The organism is Pseudarthrobacter siccitolerans (genome assembly GCF_030823375.1).
GTDB lineage: Bacteria > Actinomycetota > Actinomycetes > Actinomycetales > Micrococcaceae > Arthrobacter > Arthrobacter siccitolerans_A.
In genome coordinates this window covers 1419521-1439573 of record NZ_JAUSXB010000001.1, presented here as the reverse complement: position 1 = coordinate 1439573, position 20053 = coordinate 1419521, and the positions used below count along the sequence as shown (strand labels likewise).

Annotated in this window: 25 protein-coding genes; 12 read left to right on the top strand and 13 right to left on the bottom strand. The window is 65.0% G+C overall.

The window, feature by feature from the left end:
- Positions 1-14: 14 nt before the first annotated feature.
- Positions 15-671 (top strand): SDR family oxidoreductase, encoded by a 657-nt coding sequence (locus QFZ36_RS06795; RefSeq protein ID WP_306634939.1) that lies wholly within the window; start codon positions 15-17, stop codon positions 669-671.
- Here the strand turns inward: QFZ36_RS06795 and QFZ36_RS06790 are convergent.
- Positions 664-1866: an ROK family transcriptional regulator gene (locus QFZ36_RS06790; protein ID WP_306634937.1), complete on the bottom strand. Its 1203-nt coding sequence runs from the start codon at positions 1864-1866 to the stop codon at positions 664-666. The genes QFZ36_RS06795 and QFZ36_RS06790 overlap by 8 nt on opposite strands.
- Before the next feature lie 96 nt (positions 1867-1962).
- Between QFZ36_RS06790 and QFZ36_RS06785 the strand changes: the two genes are divergently transcribed.
- A complete protein-coding gene (locus QFZ36_RS06785; RefSeq protein ID WP_306634935.1) occupies positions 1963-3675 on the top strand; it encodes a glycoside hydrolase family 13 protein in 1713 nt (570 codons plus the stop codon).
- 31 nt (positions 3676-3706) lie between these two features.
- Positions 3707-4648 (top strand): aldo/keto reductase, encoded by a 942-nt coding sequence (locus tag QFZ36_RS06780; protein WP_306634932.1) that lies wholly within the window; start codon positions 3707-3709, stop codon positions 4646-4648.
- Positions 4649-4714: 66 nt separating this feature from the next.
- Here QFZ36_RS06780 and QFZ36_RS06775 read toward each other — a convergent pair whose 3' ends face one another.
- Positions 4715-5356 carry a TetR/AcrR family transcriptional regulator gene (locus tag QFZ36_RS06775; RefSeq protein WP_306634930.1) on the bottom strand — a complete coding sequence of 214 codons (642 nt, stop codon included), beginning with the start codon at positions 5354-5356 and terminating at the stop codon, positions 4715-4717.
- A gap of 78 nt (positions 5357-5434) precedes the next feature.
- Between QFZ36_RS06775 and QFZ36_RS06770 the strand changes: the two genes are divergently transcribed.
- From QFZ36_RS06770 to QFZ36_RS06730, 9 genes are all read left to right on the top strand, one after another.
- A complete protein-coding gene (locus QFZ36_RS06770) occupies positions 5435-5947 on the top strand; it encodes a cupin domain-containing protein (RefSeq protein WP_306634928.1) in 513 nt (170 codons plus the stop codon).
- A gap of 12 nt (positions 5948-5959) precedes the next feature.
- Positions 5960-7054 (top strand): HoxN/HupN/NixA family nickel/cobalt transporter, encoded by a 1095-nt coding sequence (locus QFZ36_RS06765; RefSeq protein ID WP_306634927.1) that lies wholly within the window; start codon positions 5960-5962, stop codon positions 7052-7054.
- A 96-nt stretch (positions 7055-7150) separates the two neighbouring features.
- On the top strand, positions 7151-8014 hold the full coding sequence (locus QFZ36_RS06760; RefSeq protein WP_306634925.1) for an HpcH/HpaI aldolase/citrate lyase family protein: 864 nt from the start codon (positions 7151-7153) through the stop codon (positions 8012-8014).
- A 29-nt stretch (positions 8015-8043) separates the two neighbouring features.
- Complete coding sequence (locus QFZ36_RS06755) at positions 8044-8982, top strand: DUF2797 domain-containing protein (protein WP_306634924.1); 939 nt, start codon at positions 8044-8046, stop codon at positions 8980-8982.
- 75 nt (positions 8983-9057) lie between these two features.
- Positions 9058-9282: a DUF3188 domain-containing protein gene (locus QFZ36_RS06750; protein ID WP_306634922.1), complete on the top strand. Its 225-nt coding sequence runs from the start codon at positions 9058-9060 to the stop codon at positions 9280-9282.
- 55 nt (positions 9283-9337) lie between these two features.
- Entirely contained in the window at positions 9338-9799 is a 462-nt protein-coding gene (locus tag QFZ36_RS06745) for an FAS1-like dehydratase domain-containing protein (RefSeq protein ID WP_306634920.1), read from the top strand.
- A 2-nt stretch (positions 9800-9801) separates the two neighbouring features.
- Positions 9802-10239, top strand: a complete 438-nt coding sequence (locus QFZ36_RS06740) for a MaoC family dehydratase (RefSeq protein WP_306634918.1) — start codon at positions 9802-9804, stop codon at positions 10237-10239.
- Between the two features lie 39 nt (positions 10240-10278).
- On the top strand, positions 10279-11346 hold the full coding sequence (locus QFZ36_RS06735; protein ID WP_306634916.1) for a UDP-N-acetylmuramate dehydrogenase: 1068 nt from the start codon (positions 10279-10281) through the stop codon (positions 11344-11346).
- A 26-nt stretch (positions 11347-11372) separates the two neighbouring features.
- A complete protein-coding gene (locus QFZ36_RS06730; protein WP_306634914.1) occupies positions 11373-12503 on the top strand; it encodes a winged helix DNA-binding domain-containing protein in 1131 nt (376 codons plus the stop codon).
- An 84-nt stretch (positions 12504-12587) separates the two neighbouring features.
- Here QFZ36_RS06730 and asd read toward each other — a convergent pair whose 3' ends face one another.
- From asd to QFZ36_RS06675, 11 genes are all read right to left on the bottom strand, one after another.
- Positions 12588-13718, bottom strand: a complete 1131-nt coding sequence (asd, locus tag QFZ36_RS06725; RefSeq protein WP_306634912.1) for an aspartate-semialdehyde dehydrogenase — start codon at positions 13716-13718, stop codon at positions 12588-12590.
- Between the two features lie 89 nt (positions 13719-13807).
- Entirely contained in the window at positions 13808-14227 is a 420-nt protein-coding gene (locus QFZ36_RS06720; protein ID WP_306634911.1) for a hypothetical protein, read from the bottom strand.
- Between the two features lie 9 nt (positions 14228-14236).
- The gene (locus QFZ36_RS06715) at positions 14237-14668 is read right to left on the bottom strand and encodes a hypothetical protein (protein ID WP_306634910.1); all 432 of its coding nucleotides are present in this window, start codon (positions 14666-14668) and stop codon (positions 14237-14239) included.
- A gap of 3 nt (positions 14669-14671) precedes the next feature.
- A complete protein-coding gene (locus QFZ36_RS06710) occupies positions 14672-15115 on the bottom strand; it encodes a hypothetical protein (RefSeq protein WP_306634908.1) in 444 nt (147 codons plus the stop codon).
- An 86-nt stretch (positions 15116-15201) separates the two neighbouring features.
- Positions 15202-15612 carry a hypothetical protein gene (locus QFZ36_RS06705; RefSeq protein WP_306634906.1) on the bottom strand — a complete coding sequence of 137 codons (411 nt, stop codon included), beginning with the start codon at positions 15610-15612 and terminating at the stop codon, positions 15202-15204.
- Positions 15609-16250, bottom strand: coding sequence for a hypothetical protein (locus QFZ36_RS06700; protein ID WP_306634904.1), 642 nt, complete (start codon positions 16248-16250; stop codon positions 15609-15611). The genes QFZ36_RS06705 and QFZ36_RS06700 overlap by 4 nt, the downstream gene beginning before the upstream one ends.
- A 24-nt stretch (positions 16251-16274) precedes the next feature.
- Positions 16275-17318, bottom strand: coding sequence for a WXG100 family type VII secretion target (locus QFZ36_RS06695; protein WP_306634903.1), 1044 nt, complete (start codon positions 17316-17318; stop codon positions 16275-16277).
- A 111-nt stretch (positions 17319-17429) separates the two neighbouring features.
- Positions 17430-17648 (bottom strand): NF038396 family protein, encoded by a 219-nt coding sequence (locus QFZ36_RS06690; protein ID WP_306634900.1) that lies wholly within the window; start codon positions 17646-17648, stop codon positions 17430-17432.
- Between the two features lie 2 nt (positions 17649-17650).
- Positions 17651-18235: a dihydrofolate reductase gene (locus QFZ36_RS06685; protein ID WP_306634898.1), complete on the bottom strand. Its 585-nt coding sequence runs from the start codon at positions 18233-18235 to the stop codon at positions 17651-17653.
- Positions 18232-19035 (bottom strand): thymidylate synthase, encoded by an 804-nt coding sequence (locus QFZ36_RS06680; protein ID WP_306634896.1) that lies wholly within the window; start codon positions 19033-19035, stop codon positions 18232-18234. The genes QFZ36_RS06685 and QFZ36_RS06680 overlap by 4 nt, the downstream gene beginning before the upstream one ends.
- 49 nt (positions 19036-19084) lie before the next feature.
- On the bottom strand, positions 19085-20053 hold the full coding sequence (locus QFZ36_RS06675) for an NUDIX hydrolase (RefSeq protein WP_306634895.1): 969 nt from the start codon (positions 20051-20053) through the stop codon (positions 19085-19087).

The following is a 20053-nucleotide window of genomic DNA, read 5'->3' as shown; positions in this document are numbered from 1 at the left end:
GACAGAATGGGGCCATGACCAGAATCGCAATCATCGGCGGCCACGGCAAAGTGGCCCTCCATCTGTCCAGCCTGCTCACGGAAGAGGGGCACGCCGTCACCTCGTTCATCCGCAACCCGGACCAGGCCGCTGAGGTCGCGGAAACCGGCGCAACGCCGTCGGTCCTGGACGTGGAGAATTCGACGACGGCGGCCATCGCCGGGGCGCTGCAGGGCCACGACGCCGTGGTCTGGTCCGCAGGCGCCGGCGGCGGGAACCCGGGCCGGACGTACGCCGTGGACCGGGACGCTGCCATCCGGTCGATGGATGCAGCGGCGCAGGCAGGGGTCAACCGGTACGTGATGGTCTCCTACCGTGGAGCCGGCAAGGACCACGGCGTCCCGGAGAGCAACAGCTTCTTCGCCTATGCGGAAGCCAAAGCAGCGGCGGACGAGTACCTGCGCGGCACGGACCTGGCCTGGACCATTCTCGGGCCCGGCTCGCTGACCGACAATCCCGGCACCGGGCGCATCGACGTGAACCCCTCGCCCGGGGGCAGCGGGGAAACATCCCGGACCAATACGGCCATTGTTGCCGCTGCGGTGCTGGACCTGCCCGAGACCGCGGGCCGCACCATTGAGTTCCGTGACGGCACGCTGCCGGTTTCGGCGGCATTGGGGAACCTCAGCTAGGGCTCCTGGCCAGGTCCAGGTCCAGGGAGTTCGCCTCGACGAAGTCCAGCGCACCGCGGACCGCGCCAACAGTGACAACTGCGTCCCCCAATGGTGAAACGGCAACGCGGGGCGGAGTCGCAGTGAAGTCCCGAAGGCGCTCACTGATGGGAGCGAGCAGCACGCCGGCAGAGTTGGCCACGGCGCCGCCGATCACCACCAGTTCCGGGTTGAGCATGGTGGCTACCGTACCGATCACCCGGGCCATCCTGTCCGCCATCCGGTCGAGGATCTCCAGTGACACGGCGTCCCCCTCGGCGGCGGCGGCAAAAACGTGCTCAGCCTCGACCTCCTGGGGGGCGAAAGACCGCAGCGTGCTGGCCGCTGGGCCCGCCAGCGCTTCCGCTGCCCACTTCCTGGCCAGGTGGGCGATGCCGAAGGTATCACCCACGCCTTCCACCAGGTCCAGGTAGGCCAGCTCGCCGGCGCTGCCCCGGCTTCCGTGCACCAGCCGGCCGCCTTCAATCACTCCGGAACCCAGGCGTTCGCTGGCAAGGATCACCACGACGTCGTCCGCGCCGGCAGCCGCGCCCAGCCAGCGGTCGCCGAGGGCCGCCAGGTTCGCGTCATTTTCGAGCAGCACCGTCCAGCCGCGCAGTTCCTTCAGGGCAGCCCGCAAGTCGATATCAAACAGGCCCCAGAACTTCTGCGTGGCCAGCACATCGCCGTGCCGGTCGACGGGGGCGGCAATCCCGGCGCATACCGCGAGTACGTCCTGAGGCCGTGCCCCTGCACCGCCGAGCGCCGCCATGGCCACCGTGTCGATAAACGCTGTGCGCTGGCTGGCAGTGATGTCTGCGACGTCGAAGGGCTGGCTGGACCTGCCCACCGTTTCGCCACGGAGGTCTGAAACGACCACCGTCACCTTGGAGTAGCCAATGTCCATGCCCAGGACGTAGCCGGCGCGCTCATTAAGCTCAAACCGCCTGGCGGGGCGGCCCTTCTGGTACTCGCCGAAGGCCCGCTGGTTTTCCAGTTCCCGGATCCAGCCGCGCTCCTTGAGGTCCTCGCACACCGCGATGGCGGTTGCCCGGGTCAGCCCGGTTGCCTCCATGACCTCGGTGACCGTGACCATGGTGGCGGAGCGCATGAATTCAAGGACTGCCCCGGCGCTGACCCGGCGCAACAGCTGCGGGGTGGCGGTGGTTTCAGCCATGCTGTTGACCTTTCTGCGCATGCAGCCACATAATACTTGGGAAACTAAATTTAGAATCAATATAAATATAGTCGACAAGCAGCAAAGGATCACCCCTTGTCCACCACCGCCACGCTGGCAACCCTCTCCGATTCCGACCGCCTGGCCGATCCGAACTGGTGGCGCCAGGCCTCCGTCTACCAGATCTACCCGCGCAGCTTCGCCGACTCCAACGGTGACGGCATCGGCGACCTCCAGGGCATCACCGCCAAGGTCCCGTACCTGAAGTCCTTGGGGATCGACGCCGTCTGGCTGAGCCCGTTCTACCCCTCGGCGCTCGCTGACGGCGGCTACGACGTGGACGACTACCGCGACGTGGACCCCAAGCTGGGAACCCTGGCGGACTTTGACGAGATGGCCAAGGCGCTGCACGAAGCCGGCATCAAGCTGATCGCGGACATCGTGCCCAACCACTCCTCAAACCGGCACCAGTGGTTCCAGGAAGCTCTCGCCTCGCCCAAGGGCTCACCCGCCCGCGACCGGTATATCTTCCGTGACGGCAAGGGCCCCAACGGCGAGTTCCCGCCGTCGGACTGGGACTCCGTATTCGGCGGCCCCGCCTGGGAGCGCATCACCGAACCGGACGGCACCCCCGGCCAGTGGTACATGCACATCTTCGCCAAGGAGCAGCCGGACCTGAACTGGTCCAACCGGGAAATCCGGGAGGACTTCCTCAAGACCCTGCGCTTCTGGTCCGACCGCGGCGTTGACGGCTTCCGGGTGGACGTGGCCCATGCCCTCACCAAAGACCTCACCGAACCGCTGCTGTCCAAGCTGGAACTGAGCGCGGCCAACACCGGTGTGGACGGATTCGACGACGGTTCGCACCCCTTCTGGGACCGCGACGAAGTCCACGAGATCTACACCGAATGGCGCGAGGTGTTCAACGAGTACAACCCGCCGCGCACCGCCGTCGCCGAGGCCTGGGTCCACGCGACCCGCCGGGCCCGCTACGCCAGCCCGCAGGGGCTTGGCCAGGCTTTCAACTTCGACCTGCTGCAGTCCGACTTCGACGCCGCCGAGTACAAGGAGATCATCACCCGCAACCTCGCCGAGGCGGCAGCCACGGGTGCCTCCTCCACCTGGGTGTTCTCCAACCACGACGTGGTCCGCCACGCCACCCGCTACGGACTGCCGCAGCTGTCCAAGGGCAAGGCGCACAGCAAGGGCCAGGACGGCAAGGACTGGCTGCTCGCCGGCGGCCCCAAAGAGGAGCTGGACGTGGAGCTCGGTGAACACCGCGCCCGCGCCGCCACCCTGCTGATGCTCGCCGTACCGGGCTCGGCCTACCTCTACCAGGGCGAGGAGCTGGGCCTCCAGGAAGTGGCCGAGATCCCCGAATCCGAGCGCCAGGACCCCTCCTTCTTCCGCAACAAGGGCGTGGAGATCGGCCGCGACGGCTGCCGCGTGCCCCTGCCGTGGAGGGTTGAGGGGACCTCCTTCGGCTTCGGTGATGGCGGCGCACACCTGCCCCAGCCCGACTGGTTCAGCAAGTACGCCGTCGAGGCCCAGGACGGGACCGATGGCTCCACGCTGGAGCTCTACCGTAAGGCCCTTAAACTCCGCCGTGAGCTGCAGACCGACGAGGAGCTGGAATGGGTGGAGACCGGCAACCCGGAGGTCCTGCACTTCCGCCGCCCCAACGGCTGGCAGTCCGTGACCAACTTCGGGGACACCGCCGTCGACCTGCCGGCAGGAAGCGTCCTGGTCAGCAGTGCCCCGCTTGAAGACGGCAAGTTGCCCGCCAACACCACCGCATGGCTGCGCTGATGCCGGCACGCCCGACGGGCCGGCCCGCCTGATGCAGGAACTTATATACGGCTGCATGGGCCTGGGCGGCAGCTGGTCCAACGAGCCGCATGGCAGTGAGCATGTGGACGAGGCCGGTGCCGCCGTCGAGGCCGCCCTTGATGCCGGGATCACACTGTTCGACCATGCGGACATCTACCGCAGCGGCAAGTCCGAAGCGGTGTTCGGCGAGGTGCTGGCCGCCACGCCTGGACTCCGGGACCGGATCCGGCTGCAGACCAAGTGCGGGATCAGGTTGAATGAACGCGGCCTGCAAACCCATTACGATCTCAGCCGCGAAGCCATCCTGGAGCGGATCAACGAAAGCCTGAAGCGGTTGCGGACGGACTACGTGGACATCCTCCTGCTGCACCGCCCGGACCCCTTGGCCGACCCGGCGGAGGTGGCTGCCGCCGTCGGGCAGTTGATGGCGGAAGGCAAGGTCCGGCAGCTGGGGGTATCCAACATGTCCGGGGCGCAGATCGAGGCGTTGCAGGACCGGCTGGAAACCCCCGTGGTGGCGAACCAGCTGGAGATGAGCCTGCTCAAGCGGGCGTGGCTGGAAAGCCAGGTGCTGGTGAACCATGCCGAGCACCTGGACTACAGCTTCCCGCACGGCACCCTGGAGTACTGCGTACGGAACGGCATCACCCTGCAGGCTTACGGCTCGCTGGCCAGGGGCCTGTACACGGGCGCGGAGCCGGACAGTCCGACGTCCGCCGAGGCCGCAACCGCGGAGCTTGTAGCGGAACTGGCGGGGGAGTACAGCTGCTCCGGTGAATCGGTGCTGCTGGGATGGCTGATGAAGCATCCGGCCGGCATCGCGCCGGTGATCGGAACTGTCAATCCCGGCCGGATCCGGGCGTGTGCCGACGCCGCGCGCGTGGCCCAAGCCATGAGCCGGGCGGACTGGTACCGGCTCTGGGTGACCGCGCGGGGCAGTAACATCCCCTGACCCACCCAACCGCTTAACTGCAGGTGCCGTTATGGAGCCTCATAACGGCACCTGCTGCTATCTATTTCACCGTCGAAGCGCCTGAATGCAGCCTCTGCCCGCCTGCCTAGCTGCTGTTGTAATCAAGATCGACATGAGCTCGACCGCATCGTCATTCGAGAGCCGGTTGTCATGGCACAGGGACCGCCATGTCCAAAAGGAAATGGCATGACTGAGGGTGGCGTATAGCCGGGGATTCCTGTTCGGCTCGGGGAACGGCTCCGCCAGGACATCGCGGAAGAGGGCGTTCCTGGACTCGAGACCTGTGCGGTGTGTTTCGGGCAGCGCATTCCAGTCCCCATAAATCCGGGTGAGCATGGACTCCCCGTCCCGGTAAAACCGGTACAGATCGGACAATCCGACGGTCAGGCGTTCGAGAGGATCGTTGTGCCGGGACCACTCCCCGGGGTCCGCCAGTTGCTGCTGCGAGAGCCAGTGCGAGGAGCAGGCGGAGAAGAGCGCATTGTCGTCAGGAAAATGCCGGTAGACCGTCAACCTGGTGACGCCTGCCTTTTCCGCGACCCCTGCGATGGTGGTGCGGGCCGGTCCGATGGAACCGTGCAGCGTCACGGCCGCGTCGATAATGCGCTGGTGGGTACCGCTTATTTTTTCGGTTCTTTTGCCCATCTCGTAGCGGCGGTTTTTGGATGAACGAGGGTGTTCACTCAATGTATTGACTCTACTCCCTTCCGGGCGGACAATTTCGGTATACACCATTGTATATTGAAATTGGAAGGGTGGCCTGTTATGGAACTCGAAAAGGCTCCACGGCTAACAGTCGTGCAGCCGGGCCAGGGCCGGGAAGGCAATCTCGGAACGATCGGAGTCGTCTTCAAGTTCTTTGGCGAGGACACCAACGACCAGATCTCGATTGTGGAGCACCCGTTCCCCGTCGGGGCCCTGGTACCGCCGCACAGCCATACCAGGGAAGACGAGTACTCAATCGTCATTGAAGGCGAGATCGGATTCCGGTCCGGGGACCGTCAAGCGGTGCTTGGGGCCGGTGGCTACATCACGAAACCACGGGGGGAGCTGCACACGATGTGGAACGCCGGCAAAGTACCCGCGCGGATGATCGAGATCATCAGCCCGGCCGGGTTCGAGCACTTCTTCTGGGGACTGGCGGATCACTTTGAAGCAGGTCCGCCGGATCCCGAGTTCATCGGGAAGATGGCCGCCGAATACGGGCTTCAGTTCGGTGAACCGCCCTGGCTGCCGGAAATTATCGCCCGGTACGGGCTCACCCCGCCGATGCGCTGACAGGACCAGGGCATGGGCATCCTGGCTGCACTCGACCACGCGGAACCCGCCGGCAGCGGCTTCAGGGGCGGGAAACGTGGGTCTGCCGTCACCGCCATGGCCGTCACCATCATCGTTTTGCATCTGGTGGGCTGGGGTGTTCTGGTGTTCAGCATTGTTCCGCAGAACCTGCACATCGGCCCCACGCAAGTCTTCGGCGTCGGGATCGGCGCCGGCGCGTACCTGCTGGGCATGAGGCACGCCTTCGACGTCGACCATATCGCAGCCATCGACTGCACCACACGCAAGCTGATCGGCGAGGGCCACCGGCCGCTGTCGGTGGGGTTCTGGTTCTCGCTTGGCCATTCGAGCATTGTCTGCGGCCTTTGCGCTCTGCTGGCCACGGGAGCGCACTACCTGGGCGGCATGCTCGGGGAAAACACCTCGCCGCTGCGCGACGCCCTGGGGTTGGCAGGTTCCGCGGTATCGGGAGTTTTCCTCTATCTCCTGGCGGCCCTCAACGTGCTCATCCTGCTCAACACCGTGGCGGACCTCCGTGGCGCCCGGGACGGCCGGCCGCCGGGTCCCCGGGACGGCGCCCCCGCCGGACTGATGGCCCGTATCCTGCGGCCGGTCATGCGGAGCATCACCAAGCCGTGGCAGATGTATTTGGTGGGCCTACTTTTCGGCCTGGGGTTTGACACTGCCACCGAGGTCGCGTTGCTCGTCGTCGCGGTGGGCACGGCGGCAACCGCGCTTCCCTGGTACGCCATCCTCATCCTCCCGACGCTCTTCGCCGCAGGCATGTGCCTGTTCGACACCCTGGATGGGTGGTTCATGAATCTCGCCTACGGGAGGGCATACTCCAGCCCGGAGCGGCGGCTCAAGTACAACGCCGTACTCACCGGGCTGTCTGCGGTCGTCGCGCTGACGGTAGGAACAGCGCAAATGACGTCGCTGGCTGCTGTGAGCCTGGACCTGACGGGACTCGGTTATGCGGTGGTTGGCCTGTTCGTACTTGTCTGGCTTGCGGCGGTCTGCGCCGGCCGGTTCCATGGCGGCAGGAAGCCGGGCCTTCAAGCGGGGCGAGCCAGCGGAGATATTGCCAGTGCCAAGCCCGGGGATTGACAGCAACTTCGGTCATAACCCGTTTAGTTCGTATTGATCCTCCCGAGCTGGCCGTTTTCTGCCTCGTGCTGCTTCCAAGACGGATACGGTAGATACATGACGTCTACCATCGCCACCGAGACCGTAAGGCCGGAACGCAATATCCCAGCAGAGATCGCCCGCTCCTGGCTCCTTGTGAATGCCATGAAGACGGAGCTTTTTGACCAGTCGGCAGTGTCCCGCGCCGACTCGATCATCCTGGATATTGAAGATGCCGTGGACCCCTCGCAGAAGGACCATGCCCGGAACAACGTGATCGACTGGCTCACCGCCGGCGGCAAGGCCTGGGTCCGCATCAACGATGCCACCAGCCCGTTTTGGGCCGATGACCTCGCAGGCCTGCGCGGCACCCCGGGCTTGCTCGGCGTGATGCTGGCCAAGACCGAGTCGGCGGACCAGGTCACCGAAAGCTTCCACCGCATGGACGGCAAAACGCCCGTCATTCCGCTGGTGGAATCCGCCGTGGGCATTGAGGAAGCCAACAATATCGCCAAGGCCCAGGGTGCGTTCCGCCTCGCCTTCGGTTCCGGTGATTTCCGCCGCGATACCGGCATGGCCGCCACCGCCGAGGCCATGGCCTACCCCCGCGCCAAGCTCGTCGTCGCCAGCCGGGTGGGCAACCTTCCCGGCCCCATCGACGGCCCCACCGTGGGCACCAACCACCCCATTCTGCGCGAGCAGACCGGCATCACCGTGATGATGGGCATGACCGGCAAGCTGTGCCTGGCCATCGACCAGACCCCCGTCATCAACGAGGTCATCAGTCCCACGCCGTCCGACGTCGCCTGGGCCACCGACTTCATGGCCGACTTCGAAGCCAACGGCCGCGTCATCCGCGACGGCTCGGACCTGCCCCGCCTGGGCCGCGCCGAGAAGATCATGAAGCTCGCGGTAGCCTTTGGGGTGCAGCCCGCGCTGTAGCACCCGCGGATTTCGTTTCAGGAGACCCCGTGACCGATACGCCCTATCTGGTCCACGGGGTCTTCTGGCCTGCGCCGCCTGAGGCTCCCGGGGCGCCTGGAGCTGCTCCTGTGTTGCGGCTGCAGGCCCCGCACGGCACCTTCACCGAAACAGCGCTCGACGACGGCACGCGCCTGGGCTTCCGGCTCGCCGCAGAAGGGAAGTCCTGCCTGGGTCACCACCGGGTGCACGGCCCCGCCCATCGGGACCACATCCTGTGCAAAGGCCGGTCCCCGGCTGCCCGCGGACACCAGTGCGAGCGGTGCTTTGTGGCGGACGACTTCCGCCTCATGCACGACTTCCATCGCGGCGGCGGCGTCCCGCCCGGGCTGCGCAGTTACCTCATGCAGCCGCACTGGCTCTACGTGGCCACCTTCGCCAGCGGGGCCAGCAAGGTGGGGACCGCGTCAGGTCTTCGGAAGTGGCAGCGGCTCGCCGAACAGGGCGCCGTGGCTGCCAGCTACATTGCACATGCCGCCGACGGCCGGGTGGTGCGGGTGCTGGAGGACCTGGTAACGCGCGACGGCGGGCTGCCGCAGCAGGTGCGGTCGGCCGCAAAAGCCGCCGCGCTGGCTGCTCCGGCGCCCGCAAACCTACTGAGTTCCCGCAACATGGCGCTGGCCGAAGAGGCGCGCCAGATTCTATCTTCTGCGGATGAAGACGGCTTTGAGGTAGTGAGGGAAACCTGGAGCAGGCCGCCGCTGGCAGGGCGGTTGTGCTCCGGGACCGCCCGCCACACCTACCCGCACGCTTTGGACTCAGGGGCGCACGGCTTCACCATCCGCTCCGTCTGCGGCAGTTTTGTGCTGGCCGCCCTTGATGACACCGACCTGGAATTCGTACTGGACCTGGGCCGGCTCAAAGGCCGTACCATCGAACTGGGCGAGCACCGCTCTGACGTCCCGGCGGTCCAGGAAGCGCTGTTCTGAGAGCCTGTTGTCGGCGGCTGTCCTGGTCCCCCTCCTGATCGTTCCGCCTTCAGGGGCGCCCGGTAGACTGGCAAGGTGCTGAACGAATTCTGGGCTACCGCGCCAACCCGCTACAAAGTCCTGGTTTTCAGCGCGATGGCACTGATCGCCGTCGGCATCATCCTGAACCTCATCGGCAACACCAGCGGCAACCAGGCGCTGGCCATGGCGTCGCTTCCGCTGATCGGGCTGGGACTCGTCCTGCACGTCACGGGCATTGTGGTCCGCGGCCAGGCCATCCGGAAGAACCTTCGCCGCTAAGTTTAGGCCGGTAACCTTTCGGGGCCCTCCAGGGCCTGACGATAGGCTTGGGCCCATGACTATCAATCCGGACCTGCAGGGCAGAAGCTACCCTGCCGCAGAGGTGTACGACGTTGGCCGCGAGAAGATCCGCGAGTTCGCCCGCGCCGTCAAGGCAACCCACCCTGCACACTTCGACGTGGACGCAGCCAAGGGCCTGGGCCACGCCGACCTTGTTGCCCCGCCGACCTTCGCCATCATCATCGCCCAGCGTGCCGACGCCCAGCTCATCGAGGATCCGGAGGCCGGCATCGACTTCTCCCGCGTGGTCCACGCCGACCAGCGGTTCACCCACCACCGCCCCATCTTCGCCGGTGACCGGCTGGTGGCGGAGCTGCATGTGGACGGCGTCCGGGCCATGGGCGGGGGAGCGATGATCACCACCCGCTCGGAGATCTTCGCCCTCGGCGCCGGTGACTCCCGCGAGCCCGTCACCACCACCACGTCATCCATCCTGGTCCGCGGAGAGGGACAGTAGCCATGAGCCTCAGCATCCACGAACTCAGCCCGGGCCAGGAGATCGGCAGCCGCACCGTCGAGGTCACCCGCACCGACCTGGTCAAGTACGCCGGGGCGTCCGGTGACTTCAACCCGATCCACTGGAACGAAGCCTTCGCCACCGGCGTGGAACTGCCCGGGGTCATCGCCCACGGCATGTTCACCATGGGCTCCGCCGTGCAACTGGTCACTGACTGGGCGGGCGACCCGGCCGCCGTCGTGGACTTCCAGACCCGCTTCACCAAGCCTGTCCTGGTCACCGACACCACCGGAACCGAAACACCTGGCGCCACCATCGAGGTCAGCGGCCTCATCGGAAAGCTCGACGCCGAGGCCAACACAGCCCGTATCGACCTCACCGTTGTTGCGGCGGGCCAGAAGGTCCTGATAAAGGCCCAGGCCGTCGTTAAGCTCAGCTGAGCCGGAAAGCGGGCCATACTTTCCCGATAGGGTTGTCTGGTGACTTCCACCCTGCTATCCCAGCTCACCACGGCCGCCGTCGGAGGCCCAGCGGGCACGTTCATCGAGGCCCGCACCGAGGCTGAAATCATCGACGCCGTCCGTTCCGCGGACGCGGCAGGGGAGCCGCTGCTGATCATCAGCGGCGGCTCCAACCTGCTGATTTCCGACGACGGGTTCCCCGGTACGGTCGTCAGGATCGCCTCGGAAGGGTTCATCGTCAACGCAGAGGACTCCTGCGGCGGGGTGGCCGTGGTGGTGCAGGCGGGGCACAACTGGGACAAGCTCGTGGAGCACGCTGTCCTTCACGCCTGGTCCGGAATCGAAGCCCTGGCCGGCATCCCCGGCTCCACGGGGGCGACCCCGGTCCAGAACGTGGGCGCCTACGGTTCGGACGTTTCGCAGACCATCGCCGCCGTGCGCACCTGGGACCGCGAGCGGAACGCCGTGAAGACCTTCACCAACTCCGAGCTGAAGTTCGGCTACCGGGACTCCATCCTCAAGCAGACCACCGTCAACGGCTCACCCCGTTATGTGGTGCTGACGGTTGAATTCCAGCTGCCCATTGGGCGCATGAGTGCACCCATCCGGTATGCGGAGCTTGCCCGGTCCCTGGGGGTGGAGCAGGGGAAGCGCGCCTACGCCACGGACGTCCGCCGGGAAGTGCTCCGGCTGCGGGCTTCGAAGGGCATGGTGCTGGATCCGGAGGACCGCGACACTTATTCCACGGGGTCATTCTTCACCAACCCGATCGTCCCGGCGGACGTGGCCGAGGCTCTGCCGGAAGGTGCCCCGCGTTATCCGGCCGGCCAGGACGGGCTGGTGAAGCTCTCTGCTGCCTGGCTGATCGATCAATCCGGCTTCACCAAAGGCTTTGGACTTGAGCCGGACAGCGTCAGCGGCGGCCGGGCGTCCCTGTCCACCAAGCACACGCTGGCCATTACCAACCGCGGCTCAGCCAACGCTGCGGACGTGGTGGCGGTGGCGCGGGAGGTGCGTGCCGGCGTCGAACGGCGCTTTGGCATTGAACTGCATCCGGAGCCGCTGCTGATCGGCTTGGAACTGTAGCCCGGCCCGGACCATAGGATGGGGCCATGGCTGCAAAGGTGGGGAAGCGTCTTGACCGTCGAACTCTGGGCAGGCTTCGGCTGGCGTCCCAACGGTTGCTTCCGCTTTACACCGTTCCGCAGCAATCCCCCAGTGCGGCTTCCATAGCTGAAACTGTCCGCTGGATGACGGCGATGCAGGCCCAGGATCTGCAGGCGGCCATCTGGGCCGTGGGTGTCAGGGTTCCCGGGGCGGGTCTGGCCGATATCCGTTCGGCCCTTGATTCCGGTGCGGTAGTCCGCTCCTGGCCGATGCGCGGAACGTTGCACCTGGTGGCGCCCGAGGACCTGCACTGGATGCTCGACCTCACCGCAGAACGGCTTACCAAGGGCATCGCGGCCCGGCACCGCGAACTGGGCATCGCGTGGGCAGACATCGAGAAATGCCGGGACCTGGCGCTGGAACGGGTGGCCGGCGGCGGTTCCGTCAGCCGCGCGGAGCTCTTCCAGATTTTCGACGCCGCCGGGCAACCCACCCAGGGCCAGCGCGGCATCCATATCCTGGGGACTTTATGCCGGCACGGCTGGCTGGTGCAGGGGCCCCTGGCGGGAAACCAGCAGCTGCTGGTCGACTTCGAAAGCTGGATCCCGGTTTCGCGCCGGCTTGAGCGGCAGGAGGCGATCGCCGAGTTCGCGTTGCGCTATTTCCGGAGCCACGGGCCGGCCACTATCCGGGACTTCGCCTGGTGGACGCAGATTCCGCTGACCGAGGTCCGGGCCGCCTTCGAGGACGTCAAAGACCAGCTGGTGGAGCTTGAGTTTGAGGGGACCAGCTACTGGCTGTCCCCGGAGACGGCGTCTTTGCTCGACGGCGGTGTGCCCGGCCAGCGCTCCGTCCTCCTGCTGCCCGGCTTCGACGAATTCGTGCTGGGCTATACGGACCGGAGCCTCGTCCTGAAACCGGAGTATTTCAACAAGATCGTCCCCGGCGGCAACGGCGTGTTCAAGAAGACTGTGGTTGCCGGCGGAGAGGTGATCGGCACGTGGGCCCGCGCAGGCACCAGAGCGAGTGCCGCCGTCGTGCCTGAACTCTTTGATGAGAGCAAGCCCCTCGGGGTTACGGCGCTGGCTGCCTTCACCCGCGCCGCCCAACGCTACGAGGCGTTCCTGGTCTCCTGAACACAACAGCGGCCCTGCCCCGCTTGAGCGGTGCCGGGAAGCACGGTCCAAGCGGGTCAGGGCCGCAGTTGGGAAGAATCCGGGTTACAGGTTCCCGGTGGCGATGTTGAGCATGCGGCGCAGCGGCTCGGCGGCGCCCCAGAGGAGCTGGTCGCCCACGGTGAAGGCGCTGATGTATTGCGGGCCCATCTCCATCTTGCGGATGCGGCCCACGGGGATGTCCAGCGTTCCGGAGGCTGCCACCGGGGTCAGCTCTGCCATGGACGCTTCTTTGTTGTTGGGCACTACCTTGGCCCATTGGTTGTCCTCGTCGAGCAGCTTCTCAATCTCGGCAACGGACAGGTCCTCACGGAGCTTGAGGGTGAGTGCCTGGGAGTGTGAGCGCATGGCACCGATCCGGACGCACAGGCCGTCCATGATCACCCGGTTCTCACTGGAGGTGCCCAGGATCTTGTTGGTCTCCACCCCGGCCTTCCACTCTTCCTTGGACTGTCCGTTGCCCAGGTCCGCGTCGATCCAGGGGATCAGGGAGCCGGCCAAGGGAACACCGAACTGGGTGGCGTCGATTTCGGTGCGCTGGTGGGCCAGGACCTTGCGGTCGATGTCCAGGATTGCGGATGCGGGATCGTCCAGTTCGGTGCTGACCTCGGCGTTGAGGGTGCCGAACTGGCTGAGGAGTTCACGCATGTGCCGGGCGCCGCCGCCGGAGGCAGCCTGGTACGTCATGGAGGTGCCCCACTCCACCAGGTTGTTCTTGAACAGCCCGCCCAGGCCCATCAGCATGCAGGAGACGGTGCAGTTGCCGCCGATGAAGTCCTTGGTGCCGTTGATCAGGCCCTTGTCGATGACGTCGCGGTTAATGGGGTCCAGGACGATGATGGAATCGTCGTTCATCCGCAGGGTTGAGGCGGCGTCGATCCAGAGGCCGTCCCAGCCGCGACTGCGCAGTTCGCCGTGGACCTGCTTGGTGTAGTCGCCGCCCTGGGCGGTGACGATAATGGGCAGCTTAGCCAGCGTGTCGACGTCGAACGCGTTTTCGAGCTTGCCGGCGCCGTCAGCAAAGGAAGGCGCAGCACCTCCCGCGTTGGAGGTGGAGAAGAACACCGGGTTGATGTTGGCGAAGTCGCCCTCGTCCTGCATGCGCTGCATGAGGACGGAACCGACCATGCCGCGCCATCCGACCAGGCCGACGGAAGGGGTAGCTGCTGTAGTCATTCGTACAGTTTAGACTTCGGAACCGGTACGGCGCAGTCGGTTACGTCACGCCTGGGCGCAGAGGTGACGACGGCGGCTTGGTCGGCGGGTTACTGCGAGACATGACCTGCGCCCGGCTCCGGTGCCTGCCGCTCCTTCCGCAACTTTTTGGCCCGGTACTCATCCCTCGCCATGCCGAAGGTATAAAAGGCTCCAAAACCTCCGAGAGCGGTGAGGAACAATGCGTCCCAAAAGGGCGGCTCGCCGCGGCCCATCGGCGCTAGCAGCATTACCAGAGAAAGAATGACCAAAAGGCTCATCACGGTGGTGAGGATTCCCATGCCCCACCAGGATCGGACTTGTACTTGTCCACGGCCGGGCGAAAAGCCGATCTCGTCGGCGGGGTAGCTGTGCAGCTCGCCAGTTTCAGTCTTACGCAGCACACGCTTTTCACCCCGGGCGATCGCCGCCTTGTGCTCGGCGTATACGGCGTCGTTGTGCCGCTCCCGGTCTCGGTTCAAATCCACCACGTTGGAAGCCTACCTGTCGAACTGGCGGGCGGTGGGTTCGGGGATTTCTCGCTCCGCGCGCAAGCGTTTTGCCCTGGCTGCCACTCCCGCCATCCGCACGGCGTACAGGACGCCTCCCAGCCCGGCGGCCGTCAGGAACAGCCCGTTCCACATCGGATCCTGGCCTTGGCCGGTGGGCCCGACGACCAACAGGATGGAGAAGACTGCCACGGCAGCGAAGAAGACAGCCATCGCCAGAAAGCCGGCGGCAGACCGCACCTGGGGGTGGGAACTGGCCGTGACCACTCCCAGCTCGTCCTTGGCGTAACTGTGGAGCCTGCCGTCGACTGTGCGGTAGAGGATTCGTTTTTCACCGCGCGCCAGCGCCTGCTCGTGGGAGGCGCGGACCTGGTCGTCCGGGTTCGAGCCGCTGCCCGGGTTGCTGCCCGTTATTTCTTGCATGGGTCAGAACCCGGGTGCGGCATCGTACGGGTCTTCGCCCGGGAAGGGGCGCGTGCTGTCGGGAAAATTCTTCCGCGTGATGGCGATAGCTGATGGGTTCGCTTCAAACCAGGTGCGGGCCTGGTCATCGGTCAGCGCGAATCGGGGCTTCGGCAGCCCCCTGGCCTTGCGCTGCCTCGAAGCCCGCCACTCGCGGCGAAGATTATTGATGGCCAAGAGCCATCCGCCGGTGAAGAGAACTGTAGCCACCAGCCCGAAGAGGGCGAAAATCACGTTGAGGCTGATCGCACCGATGATCAGCATGAACGGTGCGCCTAGCGCCGGCACGGTCAGAAGGATCGTCACGATGACCAAGCCTGTGGCTGTGTGGACCGAGTAGTTGCCGGTCGGCTGTGAGCCGCCAATGCCCCATTCGTCCTTCGTATAGGCGTGGACAGTGCGCTCCATGCCGGTTGCGTAAAAGTATGGGCGATCGATGACCAGTCTTCCTGCAGCCTGCCCAGTTTCCATGAGAACCACTCCCTAACTAGTTGCTACCAGTCCGTCTGGCTTGAGCGGCGGGTAGGAGGTTGAAGTGTTTTTCCGGCTGCCTTCCGGAGGCGTACTGCCTTGCGCTCCTTGAAGTAGTAGGTCCAAGTGGTTGGAACAATCCAAAGGCCGAAGGCAGCAGCAAACACGATTTGGCCCCAATTGGGTTCCTCTGTGCCATCCACAAACAACTTGACGATGAGGGTGGCTGCAACGGCCATGATCACTGTTATGAGAATGCTAATGAATAGTAAGCCGCCAGCTGAGCTAATCGGCTTGACGGCGCTGCCGACGTCTCCCTTGTAGACTCCGTATTCCTCAACGGTAAGACCCTGGCGTGCTGCCTCGGCCTCCACCTGACGGGCGTAGTAGCCTTTCCTGCGGCCATGTTGGGCCTGGTTTTTCGGCTCACTCATGCCGCTTCACCGCGGGTAGTCCTGATTCGGCCCAAGAGGTCCTTGCTGTCCAGGCCCATCGTCTCAACGACGTCCTGGGTGGGATCAAGGACTTTGCCAATCGCCCAGCCGCCGTTGTCGGGCCTAATAAGCAAGTGGGTTTCGCCGCCGATCATGCGCCCGCGGATTAAGGCGGTCCCCTCCTGATGGTTGCGGACGTGTTCTTCAACAATGGACAACTCGGCCTCCGCGCCGGAGACAGCCGGGTCCTGGGCGAACACAAACCATGACTCGAGAGTTCTCGGCTGAAGCAGAAGGGCGACCCTGTCTGACTCAACGTGGACCACCGTGTCGGTGAATTCAGGGGTGATGAGGGTGATTTCCGTCCAGCGGTTCGCTTTTGCCAGCGCATAAGCAACGGCAACAGCGGGTCCTTGAAGTTCGAGGTCTTCACCGATGGTGGCGAAGCCTCGCCCGATCAGCGAGGAAGCGCCGGCCGCGCAGAGGCGCTCGGCGTCTACTTCGGCTTCGAGGCGAAGGACTTCAGCCGACTTCTTAGCGGGAGCCGTTCCAAACAATCTAAGCATGTAGGCAATCTCGGCAAAGCCGAAACCAACGGCTGTATCCGTAGCCGTTTCCTCTTGCACTATGGGGGTCATCCTTCGAGCTCCTTAGATTTTGAGCTAACCGATTCCGAGGAATTTAGCTGCGCCCTTGCCCATGTCGGCCAGGTTCTTTCCGGTTTCCGTGACAAACGCTGCGCTTTCAACAGCCTTCTTGGCAACGATTTCACCAGCATCCTTTACCGCTCCGTTCACGAACGTCTTAACTGCGGGTATCTCGTAGATCGCGATGCCCGCGCTTGCCACTTGGCAGACCGTTCCCGCAGGAGGCGGGAGGAAGCAGGCCACGCCCAAGCCGGTCTTTACAGCCGACCACGCAGCGTCGCCGGTTTTGCCTTCCGCCACGTACCTCGCAGTGTCGAGACCGCTCAGCCCAACGCCCAGCCACCCCACCCCCCGGCCGAGGCCGCCCTTGCCCAGGGCCTCCAAGACAGGGCCCTGCCCTTTGAACAACAAGGGCGCCTCTTCAAAGAAGCCCCTGTAATTGCTGAGTGGAGGGATGTACTTGAACAGGTTTTTCGCACCCAGAAGGTCGGAACCTGAGTCCAACAGGTTGTAGGTGATGCTTCGTGCGGGGAGCATCTTCCACGCTCTGGCGTCCGCAAGGACCTGTGCTCCCTGGTGTCCCAGGACGGCCAGCCCAAAGACGTTTCTCGGCAAATCCAAACCTGCTTTGACCTGGCTGCGCAGGCCCCATCCGTCCCGGAACGGCGAACCCTTGGCCAGCCAGTCAGGCCCCAAAGTATTTGCAGGAGATGGGGCAGCGGACCCCCCAGGCCCTGGGGAACCCGGGCCCACAGGAACGGTACCGCCGGAGCCACCCAACGCAGCGTTGCTGCTGGCCTCCTCCTGCTGGTTCGCGTTCTCCAGCAGCTTCTTCGACTCCTGCTTGAGCGCGAAGGCAGCCTGCTGGAGCATGGCCCGGTGGCTGCCGTTCCACTCGGACCGGAACACAACAGCATCCTGGCCCTTCCAGGATGGATTGTTGTTGATCTGGTTGTTCAACAGCGCCGACTGCTGGAGCAAAGTATCGGACGCCTTCCCGAACTGCTGCGCCAGCGTCCGGAGTTCGGCGACGTCGGCCCCCCACAAATTCCCTGCCACCAGGTATTCCCCCAAATGTTCAAACGGCTGCGCCTCAAGATGCAGGCACCAGCCTAGCTACGGCCGCCGACGCCCGCCATGGGGCGTCCTCCCCATGCGCTGCCGAAGCAGCTATCCGCGGTCAGACTGCTCAAGCACGGCAGCCTTACGCGCCCGCAGCGCGAAGAAGGCACCGAAGGCGAACACCTGCGTCACCACCACCAGCACGATGGCCCCGGCGATCTTGTTGCCGCCAAGGATCATGGTGAACCCCACGATGGCGGACAGCAGCGCCAGCAGCGGGAGCAGCATGTAGCCCAGCACAAAGAGGGTTTCCGGTTTCTTCAACATGCCTAGCCCTCAGTCCGTGACCATTTGGTGAACCTGTAGCGTGTGCCGTTGGCAGCTGTCAGCCAACCGTCCGGCGGGACGGAGGCAGAAGCCTCCCACCCGATGCCAAGCTCGGGGGCGAAAGTGTCGCCGTCGGCATCAACATCAATGGTGGTGACCACCGCGACGTTCGCAAGTTCGGTGGACTGGCGGAAAATCTCGCCGCCGCCCAGAATCCAGATGGTTGCGCCGCCGTCGACGAACTGCGACTCAAGCAGGGCGTCATCAAGGGAGGGAACCACGACGGCGCCCTCCGCCTCCGGCGTATCGGCCCAGCTTTTCTGCCGGGTGACCACTATGTTGGTGCGGCCCGGAAGGGGACGGAACTTGTCCGGAAAGGACAGCCACGTCTTGCGGCCCATGACCACGGGATGGCCCATGGTGAGGCGGTTGAAGTGCTTCAGGTCTTCGGGCAGGTGCCAGGGCATATCGCCGTCCTTGCCGATGACCCCGTCGGGCGTCTGCGCCCACACCAGGCCCACGCCGGTCACCGAAGCGGCCAGCTCTTCCGTGAAGGACAGCGGATCGGTGGAGTTCTCGGTGCTCATACCGCAATCGGGGCCTTGATCGTGGGGTGGTGCTGGTAGCCCACCACTTCGAAGTCCTCCAGCGTGTAATCGAAGATGGAGGCCGGCTTACGGGTGATTTTCAGCTGCGGATACTCGTACGGCTCCCGGTCCAGCTGCTTGAGGACCTGGTCCATGTGGTTCTCGTAGATGTGCACGTCTCCGCCGGTCCAGACGAATTCGCCCGGCTCCAGCCCCACCTGCTGTGCCACCATGCAGGTGAGCAGTGCGTAGGAGGCGATATTGAACGGCACGCCCAGGAACATGTCCGCGGAGCGCTGGTACAGCTGGCAGGAGAGTTTGCCGTCCGCCACATAGAACTGGAAAAACGCGTGGCACGGGGGCAGAGCCATGTCGTGGAGTTCCGATACATTCCACGCCGACACGATGTGCCGCCGGGAATCCGGGTTGGACTTCAGGTTCTCCATCAGCTCCGCGATCTGGTCGATGTGGCCGCCGTCCGGCGTGGGCCAGCTGCGCCACTGGACACCGTAGACAGGGCCGAGGTCCCCGTCAGCGTCTGCCCATTCATTCCAGATGGTAACGCCCTGGTCCTGCATCCACTTCACGTTGGTTTCACCGCGCAGGAACCACAGGAGCTCCACTGCCACGGACTTGAAGTGCACCCGCTTGGTGGTGATCAGCGGGAAGCTTTTCGAGAGGTCAAAGCGCAGTTGGCGCCCGAAAACGCTGGTGGTTCCGGTCCCGGTACGGTCCGATTTGTGCGTGCCGGAAGCCAGGACATCGCGCAGGAGGTCTTCATAAGGCGTTGGGATGCTCACGGCTACCAGTCTACTTTGATTGATTCAAAGGGTGGCCGCGCGCTACAGGTCAGTCGTCGAACGGCTTGAACTGCTCCACGGCCACGATCCTGCTGCTGGCGCCCGGGGCCACGTGGCATACGACGATCTCGCCGGGGGACAGGTATGGTTCCTGCGCCGGAAGGAGTGCGGCCAGGGACTGCGGCATGTGGTTGGTCAACTGCCCGAAGACAGTGGGCAGGGCCGGGCGGTGGGTGCAGACAACTACCGGCCGCTGCTTATCAAACAGGGCTTCGACGACTGCCGCCGTTTTCTTCGGGTTCCGCTGATGCCGGTGTTCGGTCAGCGCTTCCGCCAGTTTCACTTTGGCCCCGGCCGCCTTGGCGTAGGGGGCAACCGTGGCCACGCACCGGAGCCACGGGCTGGTGACCACCCGGGGCGGCTTCCACGCCTGGAGCAGCCGGCCCACAGCCTTCGCCTGGCGGTTTCCGGTGGCCGCGAGCGGGCGTTCCCCCTCCGCCTTGGACCAGGACGAGCGGGGCTTCGCCTTCGCGTGACGGAGCACTATGAGGGGCCAGGTGTCCAGCCCGCCGCGCTCATGGGCGTCCTGCAAGTACTCGAGCGGGGCGACGTCGGACGGGTTGGACAGCAGGCGGGCAGCCTTATCGGGGGCGCACCACATCACACTGTCCACCTCCTTGCCGTCGGGCACGAGCTTGTCGCCGTTGACCCTGACGGCCCAGTAGTAGACCACCTTCAGGCCGGAAGCCACGTGGTAGTGGATGGGGGGCAGCGGTATGCCCAGTGAGGCGGACAGCCCGATCTCCTCCCGCACTTCGCGGATGGCGCACTCAGGGATGGTCTCACCGGCGTCAATCTTTCCCTTGGGCCAGGACCAGTCGTCGTAGCGGGGCCGGTGGATCAACAGGACTTCAAGCTGATCCTTGTTGAGGCGCCACGGCAGGGCGCCGGCAGCCGTGACGGCTACCGGTTCGCCTGGGTGGTCTGTCTGGTCTGCTACGAGTGCGTCGCTCGACAA

Coding starts and splice junctions, on each gene's coding strand:
- QFZ36_RS06790 (WP_306634937.1), bottom strand. CDS start 1,866: ATGGCTGAAACCACCGCCACCCCGCAGCTGTTGCGCCGGGTCAGCGCC.
- QFZ36_RS06705 (WP_306634906.1), bottom strand. CDS start 15,612: ATGAGTGAGCCGAAAAACCAGGCCCAACATGGCCGCAGGAAAGGCTAC.
- QFZ36_RS06700 (WP_306634904.1), bottom strand. CDS start 16,250: ATGACCCCCATAGTGCAAGAGGAAACGGCTACGGATACAGCCGTTGGT.
- QFZ36_RS06795 (WP_306634939.1), top strand. CDS start 15: ATGACCAGAATCGCAATCATCGGCGGCCACGGCAAAGTGGCCCTCCAT.
- QFZ36_RS06780 (WP_306634932.1), top strand. CDS start 3,707: ATGCAGGAACTTATATACGGCTGCATGGGCCTGGGCGGCAGCTGGTCC.
- QFZ36_RS06740 (WP_306634918.1), top strand. CDS start 9,802: ATGAGCCTCAGCATCCACGAACTCAGCCCGGGCCAGGAGATCGGCAGC.
- QFZ36_RS06710 (WP_306634908.1), bottom strand. CDS start 15,115: ATGGAGCGCACTGTCCACGCCTATACGAAGGACGAATGGGGCATTGGC.
- QFZ36_RS06730 (WP_306634914.1), top strand. CDS start 11,373: ATGGCTGCAAAGGTGGGGAAGCGTCTTGACCGTCGAACTCTGGGCAGG.
- QFZ36_RS06685 (WP_306634898.1), bottom strand. CDS start 18,235: ATGAGCACCGAGAACTCCACCGATCCGCTGTCCTTCACGGAAGAGCTG.
- QFZ36_RS06715 (WP_306634910.1), bottom strand. CDS start 14,668: ATGCAAGAAATAACGGGCAGCAACCCGGGCAGCGGCTCGAACCCGGAC.
- QFZ36_RS06745 (WP_306634920.1), top strand. CDS start 9,338: ATGACTATCAATCCGGACCTGCAGGGCAGAAGCTACCCTGCCGCAGAG.
- QFZ36_RS06690 (WP_306634900.1), bottom strand. CDS start 17,648: ATGTTGAAGAAACCGGAAACCCTCTTTGTGCTGGGCTACATGCTGCTC.
- QFZ36_RS06760 (WP_306634925.1), top strand. CDS start 7,151: ATGACGTCTACCATCGCCACCGAGACCGTAAGGCCGGAACGCAATATC.
- QFZ36_RS06770 (WP_306634928.1), top strand. CDS start 5,435: ATGGAACTCGAAAAGGCTCCACGGCTAACAGTCGTGCAGCCGGGCCAG.
- QFZ36_RS06765 (WP_306634927.1), top strand. CDS start 5,960: ATGGGCATCCTGGCTGCACTCGACCACGCGGAACCCGCCGGCAGCGGC.
- asd (WP_306634912.1), bottom strand. CDS start 13,718: ATGACTACAGCAGCTACCCCTTCCGTCGGCCTGGTCGGATGGCGCGGC.